The organism is uncultured Sneathiella sp., from assembly GCF_963973085.1.
Taxonomy (GTDB): domain Bacteria; phylum Pseudomonadota; class Alphaproteobacteria; order Sneathiellales; family Sneathiellaceae; genus Sneathiella.
In genome coordinates this window covers 188,132-210,518 of the sequence record NZ_CAXAXA010000006.1, presented here as the reverse complement: position 1 = coordinate 210,518, position 22,387 = coordinate 188,132, and the positions used below count along the sequence as shown (strand labels likewise).

Genomic DNA, 22,387 nt, shown 5'->3' with positions numbered 1-22,387 from the left:
TTATCGGGCGGGCGTGAGTTTAAGCGGCAGCGCGACCGGAGACCGGAGATTGACATTGTGGCCGAATTTTACGTCGTCGGTCGCAAGCACTATGTCCGAGAAGGTTTCCAGCAACACCTCGAACGCGATCCGCCCTTCCAGCCGGGCCAGCTGGATCCCGGCGCAGATATGATGGCCACTACCGAAACTGACATGATGGTTCGGATGGCGATCGACATGCAACTCGTCCGGCGCCTCAAAGGTTTTGGGATCCCGTCCCGCCGCGCCAAGGGCCAGCAGCACCAGATCCCCCTCACCTATGGTTACCCCGCCAAATTCAATCTCTTCCGCTGCCATGCGGCCAATGAACTGGGGTGGGCTGTCGAAACGGAGCAATTCTTCCACCGCTGTCCGGATCAGCTCTGGGTTTTCCCGAAGCTGCGCCATTTCGCGTGGATTACGAAGCAGCGCCAGCGTTCCGTTGGTTAGCAGGCAGGAGGTGGTTTCGTTTCCGGCATTCAATAGCAGCAATGTGTTGGCAACCAGCTCGTCAAGGCTGAGCTTTTCCCCGTCCTCCTCCGCATGGACAAGGGCGGAGAGCAGGTTATCTTCCGGCTCCCGGTGGAGTTTTTCGATCTTCTCCTGAAGGTAATCGGTGAATTCCTGAACCGCCGTCGCGCCCGCTTGCAGTTCTTCATCTGAGATATTGGCGTAGAAATTGAGCGCAACGATGGAAAAGGCGTCACACCAGGCCTTGACCTGCTTGCGGTCCTCCGCCGGAATGCCGACGATCTCGGAAATCACCAGGATGGGGAGCGGCACGGCATAGTCCGAGACCAGCTCCATCGTCCCGGATTGAATAGCCGGTGCCAGAAGCTCCCGCGCCAGCCGCCGGATGCTGTCGTCGTAATTCTCCACCGCCGCCCGCTTGAACGCGTAATGCACAAGATTGCGCAGCCGCGTATGGTCCGGCTCGTCCCGCTGCAGCATCAGCAGCGACAGCGTATGGAACAGCGGTTTCAACTTTTTATCGGAAAATTTACCGCGAAATTTCGACACCCTGTCCGAGGAAAGCCGTGCATCCTTGAACGCTGCCACCACCAGATCATGCTCCAGCACGATCCAGGCCTTCATCTCCTCTTCGAAATAAATGCCATGCTTCTCCCGCTGGGCGGCATAATGAGGATAGGGATTGTCGATATGCTCAAGGCTGAAAATCATAATCGGTCCCTCCCCAACCGAAATAATTGCCAAAGCGATGGTGCCCGCACCCGGAATTGAACCGGGAAGCCCTTACGGGCGGCAGATTTTAAGTCTACTGTGTTTACCAATTTCACCATGCGGGCAGCGTTTTGCAACCTAATCAAAGCGGTATTGCGAGACAAGAAGATATTGCCCCCTTGCCCAATTTTTTAGGGAAAAATATTTTCTCTCTCCGCGATAATCATCACGTACTTCACAAAACAGTGATCGTAAATCGAAGATACTGATGATCCGAAATGAACCCTCCCCCGTAATTCTTTCCAAACGCGGATCACATCTGGGTTTTGAAACCAACTACTAACCCGAGGAGGGGAAATGTCCAGAATTCTGAAAATCGTTACCACCATCATGTTTGTCGGCGTTTTTGCGGCGGCGTGTGCGCAAGATAAAAAAATGGCTGAAAAGCCGATGCCGATGGAAAAAGATATTGTCGAAACGGCAATTGATGCGGGCCAGTTCAATACGCTGGTCGCCGCTGTGCAGGCTGCCGGTCTGGTTGAAACCCTGCAAAGCCCGGGACCGTTCACAGTTTTTGCACCAACAGACGCGGCCTTTGCAAAACTTCCTGCGGGCACAGTTGAAAGCCTGCTGAAGCCGGAAAATAAGGATAAGCTTGTTGAAATCCTGACTTACCACGTCGTATCCGGTAAAGTTCCGGCCTCTGCTGTTGTCGGCAAGAAAATGGATGCTGCCAGCGTTCAGGGCAGCCCCATCATGATCGACGGCACAGACGGAGTGATGTTGAATGCCTCTGCCAAGGTCATTGCGGCAGATGTTATGGCCAGCAATGGTGTGATCCATGTAATTGACACGGTTATTCTGCCGCCGGTAAAATAGTCTCTATCAAGTCAGCCCTTAGCTGACCGAAAGCGCCGGGCAAGGGTACCAGGAAGATGTTTCTCTCCATCTCCTCTTCTTGGTCCCTGTAGCCCGGTGTTTTTTATGTGGTCTCGATCGCCACCGCGCCAAGTTCCGCCACAGCCTGCATCAGTTCATCGAACGCGCGATTGAGGGCGGCAACGTCGGTCGAGCGCAGCACGAGGTTGGTTCCTACCTCCCCTTGCCGGAAATAGGGATAGGATCCCATCGAGACATCGGGATAGCGGGACTGCAATTCGCCGAGTGCATCAGCCACCTTGCCTTCGGGCACGCCGGCGCCGATGGTCCGGCTCTGCATCTTCGCGCCGCCTTTAAGTTCGGGCGCAATTTCCTCGAACATCGCCTGCATGATGGTCGGGACCCCGGCCATGACATAGACATTTTCAAGCCGGAAGCCCGGCGCCTTGCTGACCGGGTTATTGATCAGGCTGGCGCCATCGGGAATACGTGCCATTCGCTTTCGGGCAGTATTGAACTCGATCCCGCTGGTCTCGTAATGGCGGGTGAGAATGGCCATCGCTTCGGGATGATGATCAATACTAACGCCGAAGGCTGCGGCCATGGAATCGGCGGTAATATCGTCATGGGTTGGCCCGATCCCACCGGTAGTAAAGACATAGTCGAACTTGGCTCGGAGAGTATTTACCGCGGCAACAATCTCCGCCTCGATATCCGGCACGACCCGGGCTTCCCGGAGCTGGACGCCGATCTCAGTCAGGCGTCCGGCCATCCAGGCCATGTTCTTGTCCTGCGTCCGTCCGGAGAGGATTTCATCACCGATTAGAAGAACGGCGGCGGTCACGGTCTTCGATGAAGAGCTGGTCGGGTCGGACATTGAGTGTACCTGTTAATTCTGGACTCGGGCTTGCCGTTATCATAGCAAACAGATTACAAAGGGCATCTGCTATTTTCATCCCACTTGAATATTGTTCGGCGACGACACATGAAATTTCCCTCACCTCTCATCAGGGGCCGCCTGATGAAACGCTATAAACGCTTTCTGGCGGACGTTGAGCTTGAAACCGGGGAGGTCATCACCGCTCATGTCGCCAACCCCGGTTCAATGATGGGGCTGAAGGACGCCGGGATGACGGTCTGGCTTTCCCCGGCCAACAACCCCAAGCGGAAGCTGCAATTTAGCTGGGAACTGGTAGAGGCGGACGGCGCCCTTGTCGGGATCAATACTGCCCATCCGAACGGTATTGTCGCCGAAGCGATTACAAACGGCGAGGTAGAGGCGCTTGCCGGCTATGACACCCTCACCCGCGAGGTCAAATACGGGACGAATTCGCGCATTGACATGCTGCTGTCCGGCGGTGGCAAACCCGATTGCTATGTCGAGGTTAAGAATGTCACCCTGATGCGCGGCGGTGAAATTGCGGAATTTCCGGATTCCGTAACCGCCCGCGGCACCAAGCATTTGCAGGAACTCGCGAACATGGTGGCGGAGGGCAAGCGCGCCGTCATGTTCTATCTGGTGCAGAGAGCCGACTGCACGGCCTTTCGTCTTGCTGCGGATATCGACCCCGCTTATGCCGACGCCTTTCGGGTTGCACAGGAGGCGGGCGTTGAAATTTTATGTTATGACTGCCATATAACCACCAGCGAAATAGGTCTGGGTTCGCCCATTCCGATTAATCCCTAGCTTTTTTTTCGAGGGCAGATAGGGTATTATTCCAGAAAACTGAAGAGCGCTTGAATGAGATATGAAACAAGTATAGCCGCGCCGAACCGCAATACCGGCGTCATAAAACTCCATGGACCGGAAGGGTTCGAAGGTATGCGCGTGGCCGGACGGCTTGCCGCGGAAACGCTGGATATGATCGCGGAACATGTGGTGCCGGGTGTCACGACTGACGAGTTGAACACGCTCTGTGCGGATTTCATCGCCGAGCGTGGCGGTATTTCGGCCCCGCTCAACTATCGCGGCTTTCCCAAATCCATCTGCACCTCTATCAACCATGTTGTCTGCCATGGTATCCCGGGTCCGAAGAAGCTGAAGAACGGGGATATCGTCAATATAGACGTGACTCCGACTGTCAATGGCTGGCACGGCGATACCAGCCGCATGTTCGTGGCAGGCAAGCCAAGCGTCAAGGCGGAACGGCTGATCGATATTACCTATGAATCGCTGATGCGCGGGATCGAGGTGGTGAAACCCGGCGCGACGACCGGCGACATCGGCTATGCCATCCAGAACTTTGCCGAAGGCAAGCGCTGTTCCGTTGTTCGCGATTTCTGCGGCCATGGCCTGGGGCAGGTATTCCATGATGTGCCGAATATTGTGCATTACGGCACGCCCGGCGAAGGGGTGGAACTCAAGGCGGGCATGATCTTCACGATCGAACCGATGATCAATCTCGGCACCTGGCAGGTCAAGGTGCTGGAAGATGGCTGGACGGCGGTGACCAAAGACCGTTCCCTCTCCGCCCAGTTCGAGCATTCCCTCGGCGTGACCGAAACGGGATACGAGATTTTCACCCTGTCGCCCAAGGGACTGGATCGCCCGCCCTATGCCGTCTAAGCCGAAACAGCCGGACAGGAATGCAAGCCTTCAGGAACTGGAGACGCCGGAATTCACGCTCGGCCTTGCGGACGAACCGCCGAAAGTAGGGGCGAAAGACGATCACCGGCTCGGCCATCGGGAAAGAATGCGCGAACGGGTCATCTCTGCCGGTGCGCGCAGCCTTGCGGATTACCAGCTCCTTGAAATGCTGCTCTTTGCCGCCTCCCCGCGCGGCGATACCAAACCGCTGGCGAAAAAATTGCTGGCGGAATTCGGCAGTCTTGCAAAGGTCCTGAAAGCGGAACCGCAGGCGCTTCGCAAGATCGACAAGGTTGGCGATGCGGTGATCGCGACCCTCAAAGTTGCCGAGACGCTGGGCGAGAAAATCCTCCGCTCCGAGATTGAGAAGAAAAACGTGCTGGGATCGTGGCAGGCACTTCTGGAATATTGTCAGGGCGTGATGAGCGACCGGGGAATTGAGCATTTTCGCATCCTGTTCCTGAACAACAAGAATCACCTGATTTCAGACGAAGTGCAGCAGACCGGCACCGTCAACCATACCGCCGTTTATCCGCGTGAAGTGGTGAAACGTGCGCTGGAGCTTGGCGCAACGGCGCTGATTCTGGTGCATAATCATCCGTCGGGCGATGTGACGCCGTCCAAGGCCGATATCGACATGACCAATGAAATCATGACAGCGGCGAGTGCGCTCGGTATCAAGATCCATGATCATCTCATCGTCGGGAATCAGGACAGCGCCAGTTTCAAGTCGCTGGGGTTGATGTAAAGTTCCGGTGCCTGTCAGAAGTGGTTGAGCTTTTGTGTTATCTCTGCTAGTCACCCCTTCTTCCGATACCTGTTTCAGAAAGTTAGACCCACCATGATTCCCCGTTATGCCCGTGAAGAAATGACCGCCATCTGGGAGCCGGAAAGCAAGTTCCGCATCTGGTTCGAGATCGAGGCCCATGCTTGTGATGCGCAAGCCAAGCTTGGCGTTATCCCTGAGGCGGCGGCCAAGGCGGTGTGGGAACGGGGCCAGTTCGATATCGACCGGATTGACGAGATTGAGCGGGAAACCAAGCATGACGTGATCGCTTTCCTCACCAACCTCGCGGAATATGTCGGCGATGAGGCCCGCTTTGTACATCAGGGCATGACCTCCTCCGATGTGCTGGATACCTGCCTGTCGGTGCAGCTGACAAAGGCCAGCGATATCCTGCTTGCGGATATGGATGCGCTTCTCGCCGCGCTCAAGGCAAAGGCCTATGCCCATAAGGATGATGTCTGTGTCGGTCGCTCCCACGGTATTCATGCGGAGCCGGTGACCTTCGGCCTCAAGATGGCGCAGGCCTATGCGGAGTTTGACCGCAATCGCGAGCGCCTTGTGAATGCACGCAAGGATATCGCGACTTGTGCCATTTCCGGCGCCGTCGGGACCTTTGCGAATATCGACCCGTTCGTCGAGGAACATGTGGCGAAATCGCTGGGCCTGACGCCGGAGCCCGCCTCGACGCAGGTGATTCCCCGCGACCGTCATGCAATGTTTTTTGCAACACTTGGTGTGATCGCGAGTTCTATAGAGCGGCTCGCCGTTGAAATCCGGCATTTGCAGCGCACCGAAGTTCTGGAAGCGGAAGAATATTTCTCGCCGGGGCAGAAAGGCTCTTCCGCCATGCCGCATAAGCGTAATCCGGTTCTGACAGAGAATCTCACCGGCCTTGCCCGCCTTGTCCGCATGGCGACGATCCCGGCAATGGAAAATGTCGCCCTCTGGCATGAGCGGGATATCTCCCATTCCTCCGTCGAGCGCGGCATCGGCCCGGATGCGACCATCACCCTTGATTTTGCGCTCGCCCGCCTGACTTCTGTGATCGAGAAGCTGGTCGTCTATCCGGAAAACATGATGGCCAATTTGAACAAGCTTGGCGGCCTGATTCATTCGCAGCGGGTGCTGCTGGCGCTTACCCAGGCCGGAGTCAGCCGTGAGGATTCCTACCGCCTCGTGCAGCGAAATGCGATGCGTGTCTGGCGCGAGGGAGAGGACTTTCTGGAGTTATTAAAAGCTGATGAGGATGTAACAAAAGCTTTATCAAATAAGGAGATCGAAGGCGTTTTTGATCTTGAGTATCATACAAAGCATGTTGATACGATCTTCAAGCGGGTCTTTGGCGAATAAAAGAGGCAAGAGGCGTCGGTCTATCCGGCGCCTCTTTCTAAATTATACCGGAATCAATTGCCTGCGGAGATCTGCTCGCGAGCGACGGACAGGAGTTCTTCCATTTGCCGACGGATGCGGTGATCCGACATTTCGACATTCGCGGCGTCGATATCGCCGCGTACCTTGCGAAAGACGTCTTCATCGCCCTTCTCTTCCATGTCCGAAATAACTACTTCCTTTGCATAGGCGTCTGCATCTGCGCCCGTCTTGCCAAGAAGTTCCGCGACCCAGATACCCAGCAACTTGTTCCGGCGCACCATGACCTTGAATTCCATTTCCTGATCATGTGCAAATTTGCCTTCCTGGCCTCTTTTCCGTTCGTCAAATCCTGACATTTTCGTTTCCTGTCCCTGAACCTTGTTTCAAAACACTAAATTACACTATGGTATGGCTTTATACCCAAGATGGCGTGTGTCGCCTAGACCTGCAAGTGAATTTCTGCGGAATTTACAACTTTTCCCTGTCAGGAATTGTTGTGTTTGCAGGATTTCTGGATTATGTTCCGCTTGCTTTTGGCGGTGACGCTTTGGCGACGGAACCAGGTGGCCTCCTCATTTCCCGAACGGGGCCGCCTTTACGATTTTTTCCATGGCGCATGACCGCCTTTTCGATGAGTTGGAGTTTATCCATGACCCGACGTAGACGTGTCTACGAAGGCAAGGCAAAAGTTCTCTTTGAAGGCCCGGAACCGGGCACGCTCGTGCAGTATTTCAAGGACGACGCCACCGCATTCAATGGTGAGAAGAAAGCAACGGTGACCGGCAAGGGTGTGCTGAATAACCGGATTTCCGAACATCTGATGACCAAGCTGGCCGAAATCGGCATCCAGAATCATTTCATCCGTCGCCTCAATATGCGCGAGCAATTGATCAAGGAAGTGGAAATCATCCCGGTTGAGGTGATCATCCGCAATATTGCTGCCGGATCGATCTGCAAGCGGCTCGGGATCAGTGAAGGCACGCCCCTGCCCCGCCCGATTATTGAATATTGTTTTAAATCCGACGACCTGAACGATCCGCTCGTCTCGGAAGAACATATCACCGCTTTTGGCTGGGCCAACCCGCTGGAGCTGGACGACATCATGAGCCAGTCGCTCCGTGTGAATGACTTCCTGCTTGGCCTGTTCGCCGGTATCGGCATCCGGCTGATCGATTTCAAGCTGGAGTTCGGCCGCTTTTTCGAAGGCGACGAGATGCAGATTATCCTGGCCGATGAAATCAGTCCGGATAATTGCCGCCTCTGGGATGCTGCGACGAACAAGAAGCTCGACAAGGACCGTTTCCGTCGTGACCTTGGTGGTGTTGAGGATGCCTATCAGGAAGTCGCGCGGCGTTTGGGGATTATTCCCGAAGGCGGCCCCGGTGACCTGCAAGGGACAACTGCAATCCAGTAAAGGCGCAAGAAAAGCGCCTTTTTTAGTCAGATGAGGATTAAATGAAAGCACGTGTCTATGTTTCCTTGAAAAACGGTGTTCTTGATCCGCAAGGAAAAGCGATTTCCCATTCCCTGCATGGTCTTGGGTTCGACAAGGTTCTCGATGTCCGTCAGGGCAAAACGATTGATCTCGATCTCGCCGACATGGATCGTGAGAATGCTGAAGCGGAAGTCGAGAAGATGTGTCAGCAGCTTCTCGCCAATACGGTGATTGAAAATTATTCCATCGAATTGCTTGATTGACCGCACAGGGAGTTTTCGACGATGAGAGCCGCCGTTATCGTATTTCCCGGATCGAACTGTGACCGTGACCTGAAAGTCGCCCTTACCCAGTCAATGGGGCGGGAGCCGGCAATGGTCTGGCACGGGGACAGCGACTTGCCCGACACGGACCTGATTGCCATTCCGGGCGGATTTTCCTACGGGGACTATCTCCGCTCAGGCGCCATGGCCGCTAATTCCCCGATCATGCGCGAGGTTGTGAAGAAAGCAGAGGGCGGCACGCCCGTTCTTGCCATATGCAACGGCTTTCAGGTGGCCACGGAAACCGGCATGTTACCCGGCGCCCTTCTTCGCAATGCCGGACAGAAGTTTGTTTGCCGCGATGTTGACCTGCTGATCACGGCTCAGAACGAACGCTTTGTTGGCGGGTTCGAGCAGGGCGAGGTCGTCCGCTTCCCCGTCGCCCATCATGACGGCAATTTCTACGCAGATGAAGATAAGCTCAATGAGCTCGAGTCTGAGGGCCAGATCGCGTTTAAATATGTCTCGGAGTCGGGCGACCTGACGGACGAGGCCAATCCCAATGGTTCACTCAAGAATATCGCCGGGATCTACAACAAAGCAGGCAATGTCCTCGGCCTGATGCCGCATCCGGAACGGTTGATCACACCGGAACTGGGCGGCACCGACGGCAAACGGTTTTTTGATCACCTCGTAAATTCCATCGGTTAAAAGAAGACATGACTGAAATTACCAAAGACATTGTTGCAGAACATGGCCTGACCGAGGGCGAGTATGACGAGGTCCTGAACATTCTGGGCCGCACGCCGAACCTGACGGAACTCGGTATTTTCTCAGTGATGTGGAGTGAGCATTGCTCCTATAAATCCTCCAAGAAATGGCTGAAGACCCTCCCCACCGAGGCACCCTGGGTGATTTGCGGGCCCGGCGAGAATGCCGGCGTGATCGATATCGGCGACGGGCAGGCTGCCATATTCAAGATGGAAAGCCATAACCACCCGTCCTTTATCGAGCCCTATCAGGGCGCGGCGACCGGCGTTGGTGGCATCATGCGCGATGTCTTCACCATGGGCGCGCGCCCTATCGCCAATATGAATGCGCTGCGGTTTGGTCGCCCCGATCATCCGAAAACCGGCCATCTGGTGTCTGGTGTTGTCGCCGGTATCGCGGGCTATGGCAACTGCATGGGGGTTCCGACCGTGGGCGGGGAGACGAATTTCCACAGCTCCTACGACGGCAATATCCTTGTGAATGCGATGACCGTCGGCCTCGCCGAGACGGACAACATCTTTTATTCCGCGGCGGCGGGCATCGGCAACCCGGTGGTTTATGTTGGCTCGAAAACCGGGCGGGACGGCATCCACGGGGCGACCATGGCCTCCGCCGAGTTCGATGACGACAGCGAGGAAAAGCGCCCGACTGTTCAGGTTGGCGATCCCTTTACCGAAAAACTCCTGCTGGAAGCCTGCCTTGAGCTGATGGCGACCGATGCGATTGTCGCGATCCAGGATATGGGCGCGGCGGGCCTCACCTCGTCTTCCTTCGAGATGGCAGACAAGGGCGGCGTCGGGATCGAGCTTAACCTTGATCTCGTGCCGATGCGCGAAGACGGCATGACGCCCTATGAGATCATGCTCTCGGAAAGTCAGGAACGCATGCTGATGGTCCTTAAACCGGGCCGCGAGGAAGAGGCCCGCAAGATTTTCGAAAAATGGGAGCTGGATTTCTCCGTCATCGGCAAGGTGACTGATACGGGCCGGATGGTTCTCACCATGAACGGCGAGATTGCCGCCGATCTTCCCGTCGCGCCGCTCGCCGATGCTGCGCCGGAATATGACCGGCCCTGGACGAAAACAGAGGCCCCAGCCGTGATCCGGGGAGAGGATGTGGCGGCACCGAATGATCTGGGCGCGGCCTTGCTGGCCCTAATGGGATCATCGGAGATCGCCAGCCGCCGCTGGATCTGGGAACAGTATGACCATATGGTCATGGGCGACACGATCCAGCGCCCTGGCGGGGATGCCGCCGTTGTTCGGGTGCATGGCACACAGAAGGCGCTCGCGATTACGACGGATTGCACGCCGCGTTATTGTTATGCCGATCCGGAAATGGGGGGTGCGCAGGCCGTTGCCGAAGCGTGGCGTAATATTACCGCAACCGGCGGCCAGCCGCTGGCCATTACCGACTGCATGAACTTCGGTAATCCGCAGCGGCCGGAGATCATGGGGCAGTTTGTCGGCTGTATCGACGGGATGCGCGCGGCCTGCACGGCGCTTGATTTTCCGGTGATTTCCGGCAATGTCTCGCTCTATAACGAAACCAACGGCACGGGTATTTATCCGACCCCGGCGATCGGCGGTGTCGGACTGTTGACGGACTATTCGAAGATGACCACCCTCGCCTTCAAGGAGGCAGAAGATGTCGTGGTTCTGGTCGGCGACTTGACCGGGGAGATGGGGCAGTCGCTGTATCTGAAGGAAATAGAGGGACGCGAGGAAGGCGCCCCGCCGCGCGTTGACCTTGAAAAAGAGCGTGAACATGGCGATTACGTCCGTGAGATGATTGAAAAAGGCCTTGTGACCGCCGCTCATGATATTTCCGATGGCGGTCTGGGCGTTGCCCTTGCCGAAATGGCGATTGCAGGCAATATCGGTGCCGAGATAACGCTGGAAACGTCGCTGCCGCTCCATGCGGCGCTGTTTGCGGAGGATCAGGCCTGTTACGTCCTGACCGTGAAGCCCGACGATGTCGAGATGATGCGCGGGTTTGCGCTTGCCGAAGATATTCCCCTACACATTATTGGAACGATCGGTCATACTGATTTGAAAATAGACGGTGCGCTTACCATATCCGTAAGTAGGCTGAAGGAAGTTCATGCGAAGTGGCTGCCCGCCCTTATGTCCCGTCCAGGCAGCGAATAGGAGTTTTTTCCATGGCGATGGATGCGAGTGAAATTGAACGGCTGATAAAGGAAGGCATTCCCGATGCGAAGGTGGAAATCACCGATCTGCGCGGGGATGGCGACCATTATGCGGCCATGGTCGTTTCCGCGAGCTTCGCCGGCCTGCCCCGGGTCCGCCAGCACCAGATGGTTTATGAGGCACTTCAGGGCAACATGGGCGAGGCGCTGCATGCGCTTGCCCTGCAAACCTCCGTGCCCGAGAGCCAGTAAACGAATTTATAGTTAGGAAGGATCGAACATGCTTGATCAAGTAACGAAAGACCGAATTTCCCAGGAAGTGTCCGGCAATGATGTCGTACTTTTCATGAAAGGATCGGCTGTCTTCCCGCAGTGCGGTTTTTCCGCAACTGTCGTGCAAATCCTTTCCCACCTCGATGTCAAGTTCAAGAGCGTGGATGTGTTGAGTGATCCCGCCATTCGCGAGGGCATCAAGGAATACAGCCAGTGGCCGACCATCCCCCAGCTTTATGTGAAGGGTGAGTTTATCGGCGGTTGCGATATCATTCGTGAGATGTTCGAAACCGGCGAGCTTCAGGAGACGTTCGAAGCCAAGCAGGTCGCCCGCGCCTCCGCGTGAATGCCCGCTTGATAACAGTATTCACGGGCGTGTGATGATATGAAGGAGCAGGTGATCCTGAAAGCGGTCGGCCTGCTGCCGGAATCCTTTTTCAGCCTCTGCTATGGCTTCAAGCCGGTGGTCATTGACGGGCAGCGTCTCGACAGCAAGGCCCGTCTCCTCTGCGATATTGACCGCAAGAACGCGACGCCGGTTCGGGACACGCCTCTGGAGACAACCCGCGCCAATCTGGAACGCTTGTCGGGCGCCCTTTCCGGACCGCGGCCAAGGTTGCACAGCGTCACCGACATTGACATCCCGACAGACATCGGCCCCCTGCCCGCGCGATTATACAAGCCGACATCTGATCGATCTCTTCCTGCTCTCGTTTATTATCATGGCGGCGGTTATATTCGCGGCTCTCTCGACCGTCATGACGGGCTCTGTGCGCGGCTGGCAAAATATGGCGGCTTCGCCGTTCTCTCCATTGATTACCGGCTTGCGCCGGAAGCGCGCTTTCCGGCCGCTGTTGACGATGCCATTGCGGCCTTTCGCTGGGCGGTGCATCACGGCGCGGATCAGGGGCTTGATCCGAAGCGGGTGGCGGTTGGTGGCGATAGTTCCGGTGGATGCCTGGCGGCGGCGGTGGCGCAGCAGGTCAAGGCCGCACAGGGCGGAGCGCCTGCCTTCCAGATGCTGCTCTATCCGACGCTCGATGCCCATCTCTCTGCCGACAGCTACAAGCTGTTCGAGGACGGCTTTTTCCTGACCTATGAGCGCATCCGCGATTATCGGGATATGTATCTGAACAACGCGGCGGAGCGGGATGACGTCCGCGCCTCCCCCATCCTCAATCCCGATCTTGCCGGGCTTCCCCCGGCGTTGATCATTACGGCGGGGTTCGATCCCTTGCGTGATGAGGCGGAAAGCTACGGCAAGGCGCTTCAGTCGGCCGGGGTCAATGTCGGGATCGTGCGGTTTCCCGCCATGGTGCACGGGTTTATGTCAATGACTGCGATCCTGCCGCAGGCCGAGAAGGCCGTCCGGCAGGCGGCCGAAGCCCTCAGCCATGTGTTTCGCGGCGAGAGTCTTTAAGCCGCGTCTTCCTCGCCGCCGATTTTCTGGGCAAGCGCCGCCGCGAGATAGTCATCGAGATCCCCGTCGAGCACGCCTTGCGCATTCCCCTTTTCCACCCCCGTCCTGAGATCCTTGACCATCTGGTAGGGATGCAGAACGTAGGAGCGGATCTGATGGCCCCAGCCGATATCGGTCTGGCCGTCGCGGGTTTCCTGCGCCGCCGCCTCGCGTTTTTGCAGTTCCAGCTCATAGAGTCGTGATTTCAGCATCTTCATCGCCTCGGCGCGGTTCTTGTGCTGGGACCGGTCATTCTGGCACTGAACAACAACATTCGTTGGAATATGGGTAATGCGGATCGCCGATTCCGTCCGGTTGACATGCTGTCCTCCGGCGCCGGACGCGCGATAGGTATCGATGCGCAGGTCCTTGTCGTCAATCTCGATGTCGATGTCGTCATCGATCACCGGATAGACCCCGACCGAGCAGAAACTGGTATGGCGCCGGGCATTGGAATCAAACGGGGAGATGCGCACCAGCCGGTGGACCCCGCTCTCCGTCTTCAGCCAGCCATAAGCGTTTTCACCAGAAACCTCGATGGTGACGGATTTAAGGCCCGCCTCTTCCCCGGCGCTTTCCTCCAGCACCTTGACCTTGTGGCCATGCTGGTCGGCCCAGCGCATATACATCCGGAGCAGCATCTGCGTCCAGTCCTGGGATTCGGTGCCGCCCGCGCCGGAATGGATTTCCACATAACAGTCGTTGGCATCGACCTCGCCCGACAGCATGCTTTCCAGCCGCCGCCGGTTGACATCGGCAAGAAGGGCGTCTAGTCCGGCTTCCGCCTCGGCGAGGGTTTCCTCGTCCTCCTCCTCTTCGGCGAGGCCGATAAGCTCGACGTTGTCCTCAAGCTCCTGCTCGATCCGCTGGTAGCCGTTCAGAGCATTCTCGAGACTGGTCCGCTCGCGCATCAGGCCTTGGGCCTTGCTCGCGTCATTCCAGAGGTCGGGGTCTTCAACGAGTGAGTTCAGTTCCTCAAGACGGCGGGTTGCGTTTTCCCAGTCAAAGATACCTCCTCAGCAAGGCCATGCCCTGCTTGATCTCATCGACTAATGACTGGTGTTCTGCACGCATTCTTTACTCCAACGACAACGGAAAATTTTCAGGCGGAAGGTAATCTGATTTTGCGGATCAGTAAAGCCCGCCGGTGCCGGAGCGGACAGCCTTTTCCGGAACCGTGCCCGTCGAGACCGGCGAGAAGCCGGAATCGGAGCCATCGAGGACGCCGCTGCTGGTCAACCGGCTGCTACTGGTCTTGAAGGCTTCCAGAATGACATTCCTGTCCCCCTGCTGGGCAAGTTCCCCGGTTTCCCCGTTAATCCGGACAAGGCGGATACCCTCGGGCACGCGGAACGGGGTCGCGGGCTGGTCCTTCAGCGCCTCGGCCATGAAATCCCTGAAAATCGGCGCCGCGACGGATGACCCGGTTTCCTTCTTGCCGAGGCTTTGCGGTGTATCGAATCCGACATAAACGCCGACCGCGAGGTCAGGCGAGAAACCCATGAACCAGGTATCCTGACTTTCATTCGTGGTGCCGGTCTTGCCGCCGATAGGTTTGCCGATGACGCTTATGGAGCGCCCCGTTCCCCGATCGACCACGCCTTCCAGCATTGAAGTCACCTGATAGGCGGTGGTGGCGGGCAGGATCTGTTCGCGGGTATCGGGCAGTTCCGGTTCGTCCTGATCATCCCAGACCTCGACATTGCATTCCTCGCACGGGCGTTTGTCGTGGCGGTAGATCGTCAAGCCACGGCGGTCCTGTATCCGGTCGATCATGGTCGGGGTGATCTTCTTGCCACCATTGACGAGTTCCGCATAGGCCGTTGTCAGTTTCAGTAAGGTCGTCTCTCCCGCGCCGAGCGCCATGGACAGCGACGGCATCAGGTTGTCTGTGATGCCGAACCGCCGGGCATAATCGACGACTTCCTCCATGCCGATGGCGCGGGCCAGCCGCACCGTCATCAGGTTGCGTGATTTCTCGATCCCGAGGCGCAATGTGCTGGGACCATAGAAGCGGTTGGAATAGTTGGAGGGCTTCCAGCGTTCGCCATTCGGCTGGGTCAGCACGAAAGGCCCGTCCATGATCTTGTCAGCGGGCGTAAAGCCGTTATCGAGCGCGGCGGCATAAACAAAAGGCTTGAAGGCCGAACCTGGTTGCCGATAGGCCTGTACGGCGCGGTTAAACTGGGATGATTCCGAACTCCAGCCGCCGACAATGGCAAGAACACGGCCTGTATGCGGGTCCATTGCGACGAGACCGCCGGAGACTTTTGGGATTTGTTCAAGGCTGAACAGCCTGTCCTTGGCCTCGCTCTCCTCTTTCGGGGCGACAGCAATAATATCACCTACGTTCAGGACATCGGACGGTTTCTCAATGGACGGTCCCTTCTCGTCCACACCGATCCATTCGCGTGCCCAGGTCATGTCTTCGAGCAGGATTTCTCCCGTTGTGGTATCGGAAAAGCCGATGGAGGCGCCCTTGTCGTCAAGCTCCAGCACGACAGCGATATGCCAGTCTTCCAGTCCTTTCGGCCGCGGGAACTTGATGAGCTGGACCGCCCAGTCCTCACCGACCTCGATAGTGGAAAGCGGGCCGCGCCAGCCGTGGCGGCGGTCATAGGCGCGCAAGCCTTCGCGCAGGATTCGCTCCCCCGTCTGCTGAAGGGAGGTCTGCATGGTCGTACGTACGGAGAGACCGCCGTCATAGAGCGCCTTCTCGCCGTAAATGTCATAAAGTTCCCGGCGGACCTGCTCGACGAACCATTCGGCCTGGATCACCTGCGCATCGCCGCCCTTGCGCGCCAGCAACGGTGTGGCCAAAGCCTCGTCGGCCTGTTCCGGGGTTATATAGCCATCCTCCAGCATCCGGCCGATAACGTAGTTGCGGCGATTGACCGCGCGTTCAGGATTTCTGAAGGGATTATAGTTATTGGGCGCCTTCGGCAGCGCACCGAGATAGGCCGCCTCGGCAATCGTCAGCTGATCAAGCGGCTTGTCGAAATAGTAAAGAGCCGCTGCGGCCACACCATAGGCCCGGTGACCGAGATAAATCTCGTTCAGGTATAGCTCCAGCACCTGATCCTTGGTGAGTGCCCGATCGATCCGGAGCGCGAGAATGGCCTCTTTCGCCTTGCGCTCATAAGAAACCTCGTTCGTTAGCAGCATGTTCTTCGCGACTTGCTGGGTAATGGTGGAGGCACCGACCAGCCGCCGCCCCTGGCCGAGGTTCTTGACGTTTGTCGTCATTGCCCGGGCGATACCGAGGAAATCAACGCCCGGATGCTCGTAGTAATTCTGGTCCTCCGCCGCGATGAAGGCTTGCTTGACGAATTCGGGAATGGTTTCAATCGGGACAAACAAGCGCCGCTGATGCGCATATTCCGCAATCAGGCTGCCATCGCCGGCATGGACGCGGGTCATGACCGGCGGCTCATACTGGGTGAGCTGATCATACTCTGGCAGGCCCTTGCCGAAATGATAGAGGCCATAGCCGATAGCCCCGGCACCAATCACACCGAAAAAGATCAGCAGGCTGAAACAGAGAAAAAGAAATTTTGCGAAACGCGACATGGGCTAACTAATCTCAAAATACATGATCAAACTGTAAATATAGAACAGATTTGGTTTTTTTCAGGTAGAAATAACCGTTTTCCCGAAAATCTGTCGTTTTATGGATTTTATCTTACGGATCGATTGTTTCAAAATACTTATCAACCGCATTGGCAATAGCCTGCGCGAGCCGTTGCTGGCCTGTGTTGGATTTCAGGATTTTTTCATCCTCGCGATTGGACAGATAGCCAAGCTCCACCAGAACCGAGGGAACATCCGGCGCCTTCAGCACTCGAAATCCGGCAAAGCGATGCGACCGTCCACGTGTTTTCATACCGGACTTGGCAATTTCCGGCGTTACCATCTCAGCGAATTTGACAGAGAAATTCATGGTTTCACGCTGTGCAAGGTCGATCAGGATGCCCTGCACCGTATCGTCCTGGACGCTAAGGTCGACCCCGGCAATGAGATCGGACTTGTTTTCGCTTTTCGCTAGCTCCGCTGCCTCATCATCGGAGGCGTTCTCGGAAAGGGTATAGACCGCGGCACCCCGGAAATTGGCACGACCGATGGAATCCGCATGAATGGAGATGAATAGATCCGCTTTCGCCTGCCGCCCAAAGGTTACCCGCTCGCGCAGGCTGAGGAAGGTATCGTCATCGCGGGTCAGGATCGGATTGTATTTGCTGTTTTTCGAGAGAATCTTGTGAATTCTCTTGGAAACCGCCAGGGTGATTTTCTTCTCATAAACCCCACTCTTGCCGATGGCGCCGGGATCGATTCCGCCATGCCCCGGATCGATGACAATGGTGTATTTGCGGCTGGGCGCCGGGGGTTCGGGGGCGACCAGCGCAATGCTTCTCTCGGACAGATTGCTGCGCCGTTCCGCAAGTTCCCTCTGGAAGGATACCTCGTCAGTTTTCTGGATATCGATGAAAAAACGGTACGGCTTGCCCGAAGATGGCGGCAGGATTACCGTGCGGAGAATTGTGACCGGCCCGCCGACATCGAGCACGACGCGGGAAGTATCCTTCTTGAAAAGACCGAATCGATAGTTCTGGACAATTCCTTTCTGGCGTCCGCCGGAGTCATCCGCGCGCCAGTCAAGTTCCGGCAGGTCGATAACGATACGATAAGGATCGGCGAGGAGAAAGACGTCATATTTCGGCTCGGCGCTCATCTCCATGACGAAGCGCGTCTTGTCCTCATGCAGGCCCAGCCGGACGGAGGAAACGTCGATAGCCGGTTCTGCCATGACCGGACCCGAAAGAATGTTACCTGTAATGATCAGGAGGGCCATCAAGGCGAAACGGAAAAAGCGATTAAACATATCCATATCCGGACTATAAACTCTTTTGCGTAGTGGTACTTCTCACCCCCACGCGATGATCGATCCGGCCTAAATTAGCGACTCCCTGCCCCGTAATCAATGCATGCGGTTTCATTATCGAGAATAAATTCGCCCGGTGATCATTATTCACTTGGTATGTCCGACATTATGGCGCTATTATGACAGAGTGAGTTCCTGTGGTCAGTTCCATACTCATATATATATGAGACAGGGCGGCGCCGTTTCCGACAGCTTTTGCAGGCATTGAGTATTTTTCAATCCCCGGAGCGTCTGGTGGCAGCGCTTAAGACAATGCAGTGAAAAAAGTTGAAACAGAAATCGTATCTGACCATCAATGTCGAAGGCAGATTCCGGCAGCCAGAAATTCAAACCGATTTTAAGCCGGTTTGAGACATGTTTTATCAATTAAAACGGGAAGCGCCGACCGATTTCCACAGAAATAGGTTGATATCCTTTTACTCATAGGAAGGATAGCCAGCCACGGAGCTGATATATGGCTACGCGTATGCTAATCGACGCGTCTCATGATGAGGAGACACGCGTCGTTATCGTAAAGGGTACCCGTCTTGAAGAATTTGATTACGAGACGGCCACCAGAAAACAACTTAAAGGCAACATCTATCTTGCGAAAGTAACCCGGGTCGAACCGTCCCTTCAGGCGGCCTTTGTGGAATATGGCGGCAACCGTCACGGCTTTCTCCCCTTCAATGAAATTCATCCCGACTATTACCAGGTACCGATCTCGGACCGGGAAGTTCTGATCGAGCAGGAAGCTGCCGCCGAGCGTGAAGCGAGCGATCTTGAAGAGGCGGCGATCGACGAGAAGACAGTGAAAGACGCCAAGGCGTCCTCCAAGGACAATGACGACGAACCCGAGGTCATGACCGACTCTGAAACATCCGTTGAAGATGATGATGAAGACGGGATTATCGATGATGCGGACGATACCATCGGTGGCCTTGAGGTTGTGGACAGGGATGATGACGATGTCGTTGAAAATCTGGGTGGTGAGGATGATGTAGACGACCGCCGCGCCACGCCGCCCCGTCGCAACTACAAAATCCAGGAAGTGATCAAGCGGCGGCAGATTCTGCTGGTGCAGGTGGTCAAGGAAGAGCGCGGCAACAAGGGCGCGGCACTGACGACCTATATCTCGCTTCCGGGCCGCTATAGCGTGCTGATGCCGAACACCGGTCGCGGCGGCGGAATCAGTCGCAAGATCAGCAATCCCGCCGACCGCAAGCGGTTGAAGAAAATCGCGAACGAGTTGGAGGTGCCGGAAGGCATTGGCGTGATTATCCGCACGGCTGGTCTCAGCCGGACCAAGGTCGAGATCAAGCGCGACTATGAATTCCTGATGCGCCTGTGGGACGATATCCGCGAGCTGACGCTCAAATCCATTGCCCCTTATTGCGTGTATGAAGAGGCGAATCTGATCAAGCGCTGCATCCGCGATCTTTATAACAAGGAAGTCAGCGAAGTCCTGGTCGAGGGCGACAACGGCTACAAGGTGGCCAAGGACTTCATGCGCAAGCTGATGCCCAGCCATGCGAAGAAGGTTCAGCCCTACAAGGACAAGATCCCCCTCTTCCACCGGTTCCAGGTCGAGCAGCAGTTCGCTTCGATGTATAACCCGGAAGTGCAGCTCAAGTCCGGCGGCTATATCGTTATCAATCCAACCGAGGCGCTTGTCTCCATTGACGTCAACTCCGGCAAGGCAACGCGGGAGCGGAATGTCGAGGATACGGCGACCAAGACCAACCTTGAGGCGGCCGAGGAAATTGCCCGGCAGCTGCGCCTCCGTGATCTTGCCGGTCTTGTCGTCATCGACTTCATCGATATGGATGACAACCGCAACAACCGCGCCGTTGAACGGCGGATGAAGGATTGCCTGAAATCCGACCGCGCCCGCATTCAGGTGGGCCGGATCAGTCCTTTTGGTCTGATGGAAATGTCGCGGCAACGCCTGCGGCCGAGCTTCCTTGAGACCAGTACGAATGTCTGTCATACCTGTGGCGGGTCGGGCTTCGTCCGCTCCATCGAGTCAACGGCATTGCTGATTATTCGTACGCTGGAAGAGGAAGGCGTGCGCGAACTTGTCGCCAAGGTTACGGTGAAAGTCCATACGGATGTGGCGATTTACCTGCTCAACCAGAAACGCGCGGTTATACAGGAACTGGAAAATCTCTATGGCATGACGATCCTGATCCTTGCGGATCCGGCCGCCAACCTCAATGATCACGAGATTGAGCGTGAAAAAGGCAAGCCCGGTGACCTGACGCCGATCACCCGCGATGTCACACCCGCCTATATCGCCGACGCGGAGGATGAGGAAGACGACAACGACAATAAATCCGCCGCACAGGATGACGATAGCGAGGACGGCACTGCGCCCAAACGGCGTCGGCGTCGGCGTCGGCGGAAACCACGCGATGAGAATGCGCAGCAGCAGGATGCTGGCTCTGAGGAGCAACCTCAGGAAGCACGTTCTTCTGAGGGAGAGGATGACAATGACGGCGGTGAGCCGTCCAAACGGCGTCGGCGCGGCAAGCGCGGCGGTCGTCGCCGGTCCCGCAATACGTCGCAGGACGATCAGCAACAGACAAATGACGGCGAGTCCGGACAGGATGACAGCGCTAATGAGGCACCGGAAGCGGTCGTAATCCCGATTACGGTAAAGGCAGACGATGCGGGCGAAGTGGCGAATGTCGCCGAAAAAGCCGATGTTGTCGAAGAAGTTGTGGAGAAGAAGCCGCGCCGCTCCCGCCGGAAGCCGAAGGCCGAAGAGGCCGAGCAGACAGAGCAGGCTGCGAGCCCTGAGGCGGAAGTGCCCACTGAAGCAGCTGCGGACACGGAAGAAAAGCCGAAACCTCGTCGCCGGAGAGCCCCGAAGAAGACGGAAGAGGTGGCGGACGCCCCTGCCCCAGTTGACGCGGATGTAAAGCCGGAACCGGATACAACACCTGAAACGCCGAGTGAAACTCCGGCGAAGAAGGAGCCGGAAGCGGCGGAAGTTGCGGACAAGCCGGTCTCGGTCACCGTCGTTACCGATGACAAAGCCGAAGAAGTCGCGGTGGAGAAGAAACCGAAGCGCAGCGGTTGGTGGCGGCGCGGCTGATCCTCGTTACAAAGTAAATTAAAAAAGGGAGCTTAACGGCTCCCTTTTTTGAGGCCCGGCCAGCTCTTAAGCTGCTCAATCGCCGCCTCGATCGTGGCAGTTGATCCGGCAAAGGAAAATCGGACATAGCCATTCCCCCGGTGTGGATCAAAATCAAGGCCGGGGGTCGCGGCGACGCCCGTTTCCGCCAGCATCCGGGTGCAGAAATCCACCGCGTCATTGGTGAAATCGCGCACATCCGCATAGATATAGAACGCTCCGTCCGCCGATGCCAGCCGGTCGAGGCCGATCTTCGGCAGTTCACTCAGCAGAAGTTCGCGGTTGCGCGCATAGACTGTCACATTTGCGTCCATCTCCGCCATGTCGTCGAAGGCGGCAATGGCCGCATACTGGCTGAGCGCGGGTGGCGAGATAAAGAGATTCTGGGCGATTTTCTCGATCAGGCCTATCATCTCCTCTGGCACTACCATCCAGCCGAGCCGCCATCCGGTCATGCAGAAGAATTTTGAGAAGGAATTGATGATAATCGCGTCATCCGTCAGTTCCAGGGCCGTCGTTGCGGGTTCGTTATAGCAAATACCGTGATAAATCTCGTCCGAGATGAACTGTATATCGCGTGCCTTGCAATAATCGATCAGCGACATTAGTTCATCCCGTTTGATCATCGTGCCGGTCGGGTTTGACGGGCTGGCAACCAGCAGACCGTCGAGAGGCCCTTCCAGGGTGTCGAGAAGTTCCGGCGTTGGCTGGAAATTTGTCTCGGCATGACAGGGCAAGCCCACCGCGTCAAGATCGAGGGAGGAAAGGATGTTGCGATAGGCCGGATAGCCCGGCTCGGCGAGGACGATGCGCGCGCCCTTTTTAAATGCGGCAAGGAACGTCAGCAGGAAACCGCCTGATGATCCGGTGGTGACGACAACCCTCTTCGGCGATACCTCCACCCCGTAGAAATCACGATAATGCTGTGCGATGGCGGCACGCAGCGGCGGAATACCGAGCGCGTCCGTATAGCCGATCTGTTGACTGTCGAGTGCTGCCTTCGCCGCTGCAATCACCTTCTTCGGCGCCGGTGTGCCGGGCTGGCCGACTTCCATATGAAAGACCGGATCGCCCGCCTGCTCCCGCTGGTTCGCGGCCTTCAGGACCTCCATGGCAATAAAGGGACTGATCTCGCGGCCCGATGGATTGGTCATGA

Annotated in this window: 20 protein-coding genes and 1 tRNA gene; 13 read left to right on the top strand and 8 right to left on the bottom strand. The window is 56.6% G+C overall.

Annotation, left to right across the window (positions count from 1 at the left end; translation table 11 throughout):
- Both AACZ19_RS15325 and AACZ19_RS15320 read right to left on the bottom strand, forming a co-directional pair.
- Entirely contained in the window at positions 1–1,200 is a 1,200-nt protein-coding gene (locus tag AACZ19_RS15325) for a cytochrome P450 (RefSeq protein ID WP_339635352.1), read from the bottom strand.
- Positions 1,201–1,238: 38 nt separating this feature from the next.
- Positions 1,239–1,325: transfer RNA gene (locus tag AACZ19_RS15320), tRNA-Leu, on the bottom strand.
- A 232-nt stretch (positions 1,326–1,557) separates the two neighbouring features.
- On the opposite strand from AACZ19_RS15320, the gene AACZ19_RS15315 reads away from it, so the two are divergent.
- Complete coding sequence (locus AACZ19_RS15315; RefSeq protein WP_339635351.1) at positions 1,558–2,079, top strand: fasciclin domain-containing protein; 522 nt, start codon at positions 1,558–1,560, stop codon at positions 2,077–2,079.
- Positions 2,080–2,182: 103 nt separating this feature from the next.
- On the opposite strand, the gene AACZ19_RS15310 is transcribed toward AACZ19_RS15315, so the two are convergent.
- A complete protein-coding gene (locus tag AACZ19_RS15310; RefSeq protein WP_339635350.1) occupies positions 2,183–2,956 on the bottom strand; it encodes a competence/damage-inducible protein A in 774 nt (257 codons plus the stop codon).
- A 108-nt stretch (positions 2,957–3,064) separates the two neighbouring features.
- Between AACZ19_RS15310 and sfsA the strand changes: the two genes are divergently transcribed.
- The 4 genes from sfsA to purB all read left to right on the top strand — a co-directional run bounded on the left by sfsA (position 3,065) and on the right by purB (position 6,803).
- Positions 3,065–3,766, top strand: coding sequence for a DNA/RNA nuclease SfsA (sfsA, locus tag AACZ19_RS15305; protein WP_339635349.1), 702 nt, complete (start codon positions 3,065–3,067; stop codon positions 3,764–3,766).
- A 54-nt stretch (positions 3,767–3,820) separates the two neighbouring features.
- Positions 3,821–4,645 (top strand): type I methionyl aminopeptidase, encoded by an 825-nt coding sequence (map, locus tag AACZ19_RS15300; RefSeq protein ID WP_339635348.1) that lies wholly within the window; start codon positions 3,821–3,823, stop codon positions 4,643–4,645.
- Entirely contained in the window at positions 4,635–5,414 is a 780-nt protein-coding gene (gene radC, locus AACZ19_RS15295) for a DNA repair protein RadC (protein WP_339635347.1), read from the top strand. Before map ends, radC begins: the two co-directional genes overlap by 11 nt.
- A 93-nt stretch (positions 5,415–5,507) precedes the next feature.
- Positions 5,508–6,803, top strand: coding sequence for an adenylosuccinate lyase (purB, locus tag AACZ19_RS15290; protein ID WP_339635346.1), 1,296 nt, complete (start codon positions 5,508–5,510; stop codon positions 6,801–6,803).
- Positions 6,804–6,856: 53 nt separating this feature from the next.
- Here the strand turns inward: purB and AACZ19_RS15285 are convergent, their stop codons facing one another.
- On the bottom strand, positions 6,857–7,180 hold the full coding sequence (locus AACZ19_RS15285; protein WP_339635345.1) for a DUF1476 domain-containing protein: 324 nt from the start codon (positions 7,178–7,180) through the stop codon (positions 6,857–6,859).
- A gap of 293 nt (positions 7,181–7,473) precedes the next feature.
- Between AACZ19_RS15285 and purC the strand changes: the two genes are divergently transcribed.
- Genes purC through AACZ19_RS15250 form a run of 7 tightly spaced genes read left to right on the top strand, consistent with a single transcriptional unit; the run spans position 7,474 to position 13,135 of the window.
- On the top strand, positions 7,474–8,238 hold the full coding sequence (gene purC / locus AACZ19_RS15280) for a phosphoribosylaminoimidazolesuccinocarboxamide synthase (RefSeq protein WP_339635344.1): 765 nt from the start codon (positions 7,474–7,476) through the stop codon (positions 8,236–8,238).
- Between the two features lie 41 nt (positions 8,239–8,279).
- A complete protein-coding gene (gene purS, locus AACZ19_RS15275; RefSeq protein ID WP_339635343.1) occupies positions 8,280–8,522 on the top strand; it encodes a phosphoribosylformylglycinamidine synthase subunit PurS in 243 nt (80 codons plus the stop codon).
- Between the two features lie 21 nt (positions 8,523–8,543).
- A complete protein-coding gene (purQ, locus tag AACZ19_RS15270; RefSeq protein ID WP_339635342.1) occupies positions 8,544–9,233 on the top strand; it encodes a phosphoribosylformylglycinamidine synthase subunit PurQ in 690 nt (229 codons plus the stop codon).
- Positions 9,234–9,241: 8 nt separating this feature from the next.
- The gene (gene purL / locus AACZ19_RS15265; RefSeq protein WP_339635341.1) at positions 9,242–11,443 is read left to right on the top strand and encodes a phosphoribosylformylglycinamidine synthase subunit PurL; all 2,202 of its coding nucleotides are present in this window, start codon (positions 9,242–9,244) and stop codon (positions 11,441–11,443) included.
- Between the two features lie 11 nt (positions 11,444–11,454).
- Positions 11,455–11,694: a BolA family transcriptional regulator gene (locus AACZ19_RS15260; protein WP_293959716.1), complete on the top strand. Its 240-nt coding sequence runs from the start codon at positions 11,455–11,457 to the stop codon at positions 11,692–11,694.
- A 28-nt stretch (positions 11,695–11,722) separates the two neighbouring features.
- A complete protein-coding gene (grxD, locus tag AACZ19_RS15255; protein ID WP_339635340.1) occupies positions 11,723–12,061 on the top strand; it encodes a Grx4 family monothiol glutaredoxin in 339 nt (112 codons plus the stop codon).
- A gap of 39 nt (positions 12,062–12,100) precedes the next feature.
- On the top strand, positions 12,101–13,135 hold the full coding sequence (locus tag AACZ19_RS15250; RefSeq protein ID WP_339635339.1) for an alpha/beta hydrolase: 1,035 nt from the start codon (positions 12,101–12,103) through the stop codon (positions 13,133–13,135).
- On the opposite strand, the gene prfB is transcribed toward AACZ19_RS15250, so the two are convergent.
- The 3 genes from prfB to AACZ19_RS15235 all read right to left on the bottom strand — a co-directional run bounded on the left by prfB (position 13,132) and on the right by AACZ19_RS15235 (position 18,053).
- A protein-coding gene (gene prfB, locus AACZ19_RS15245; RefSeq protein ID WP_339635338.1) for a peptide chain release factor 2 occupies positions 13,132–14,248 on the bottom strand; the annotation gives its coding sequence in 2 pieces (ribosomal slippage) (positions 13,132–14,178 and positions 14,180–14,248; 1,116 coding nt in all). The two genes, AACZ19_RS15250 and prfB, sit on opposite strands and share 4 nt — an antisense overlap.
- 57 nt (positions 14,249–14,305) lie before the next feature.
- A complete protein-coding gene (locus AACZ19_RS15240; protein ID WP_339635337.1) occupies positions 14,306–16,744 on the bottom strand; it encodes a penicillin-binding protein 1A in 2,439 nt (812 codons plus the stop codon).
- Positions 16,745–16,856: 112 nt separating this feature from the next.
- Positions 16,857–18,053: an N-acetylmuramoyl-L-alanine amidase gene (locus tag AACZ19_RS15235; RefSeq protein ID WP_339635336.1), complete on the bottom strand. Its 1,197-nt coding sequence runs from the start codon at positions 18,051–18,053 to the stop codon at positions 16,857–16,859.
- 514 nt (positions 18,054–18,567) lie between these two features.
- Here AACZ19_RS15235 and AACZ19_RS15230 point away from each other — a divergent pair.
- Positions 18,568–21,192, top strand: coding sequence for an Rne/Rng family ribonuclease (locus AACZ19_RS15230; RefSeq protein WP_339635335.1), 2,625 nt, complete (start codon positions 18,568–18,570; stop codon positions 21,190–21,192).
- Between the two features lie 32 nt (positions 21,193–21,224).
- Here the strand turns inward: AACZ19_RS15230 and AACZ19_RS15225 are convergent, their stop codons facing one another.
- Positions 21,225–22,385: an aminotransferase class I/II-fold pyridoxal phosphate-dependent enzyme gene (locus AACZ19_RS15225; RefSeq protein ID WP_339635334.1), complete on the bottom strand. Its 1,161-nt coding sequence runs from the start codon at positions 22,383–22,385 to the stop codon at positions 21,225–21,227.
- Positions 22,386–22,387 lie beyond the last annotated feature (2 nt).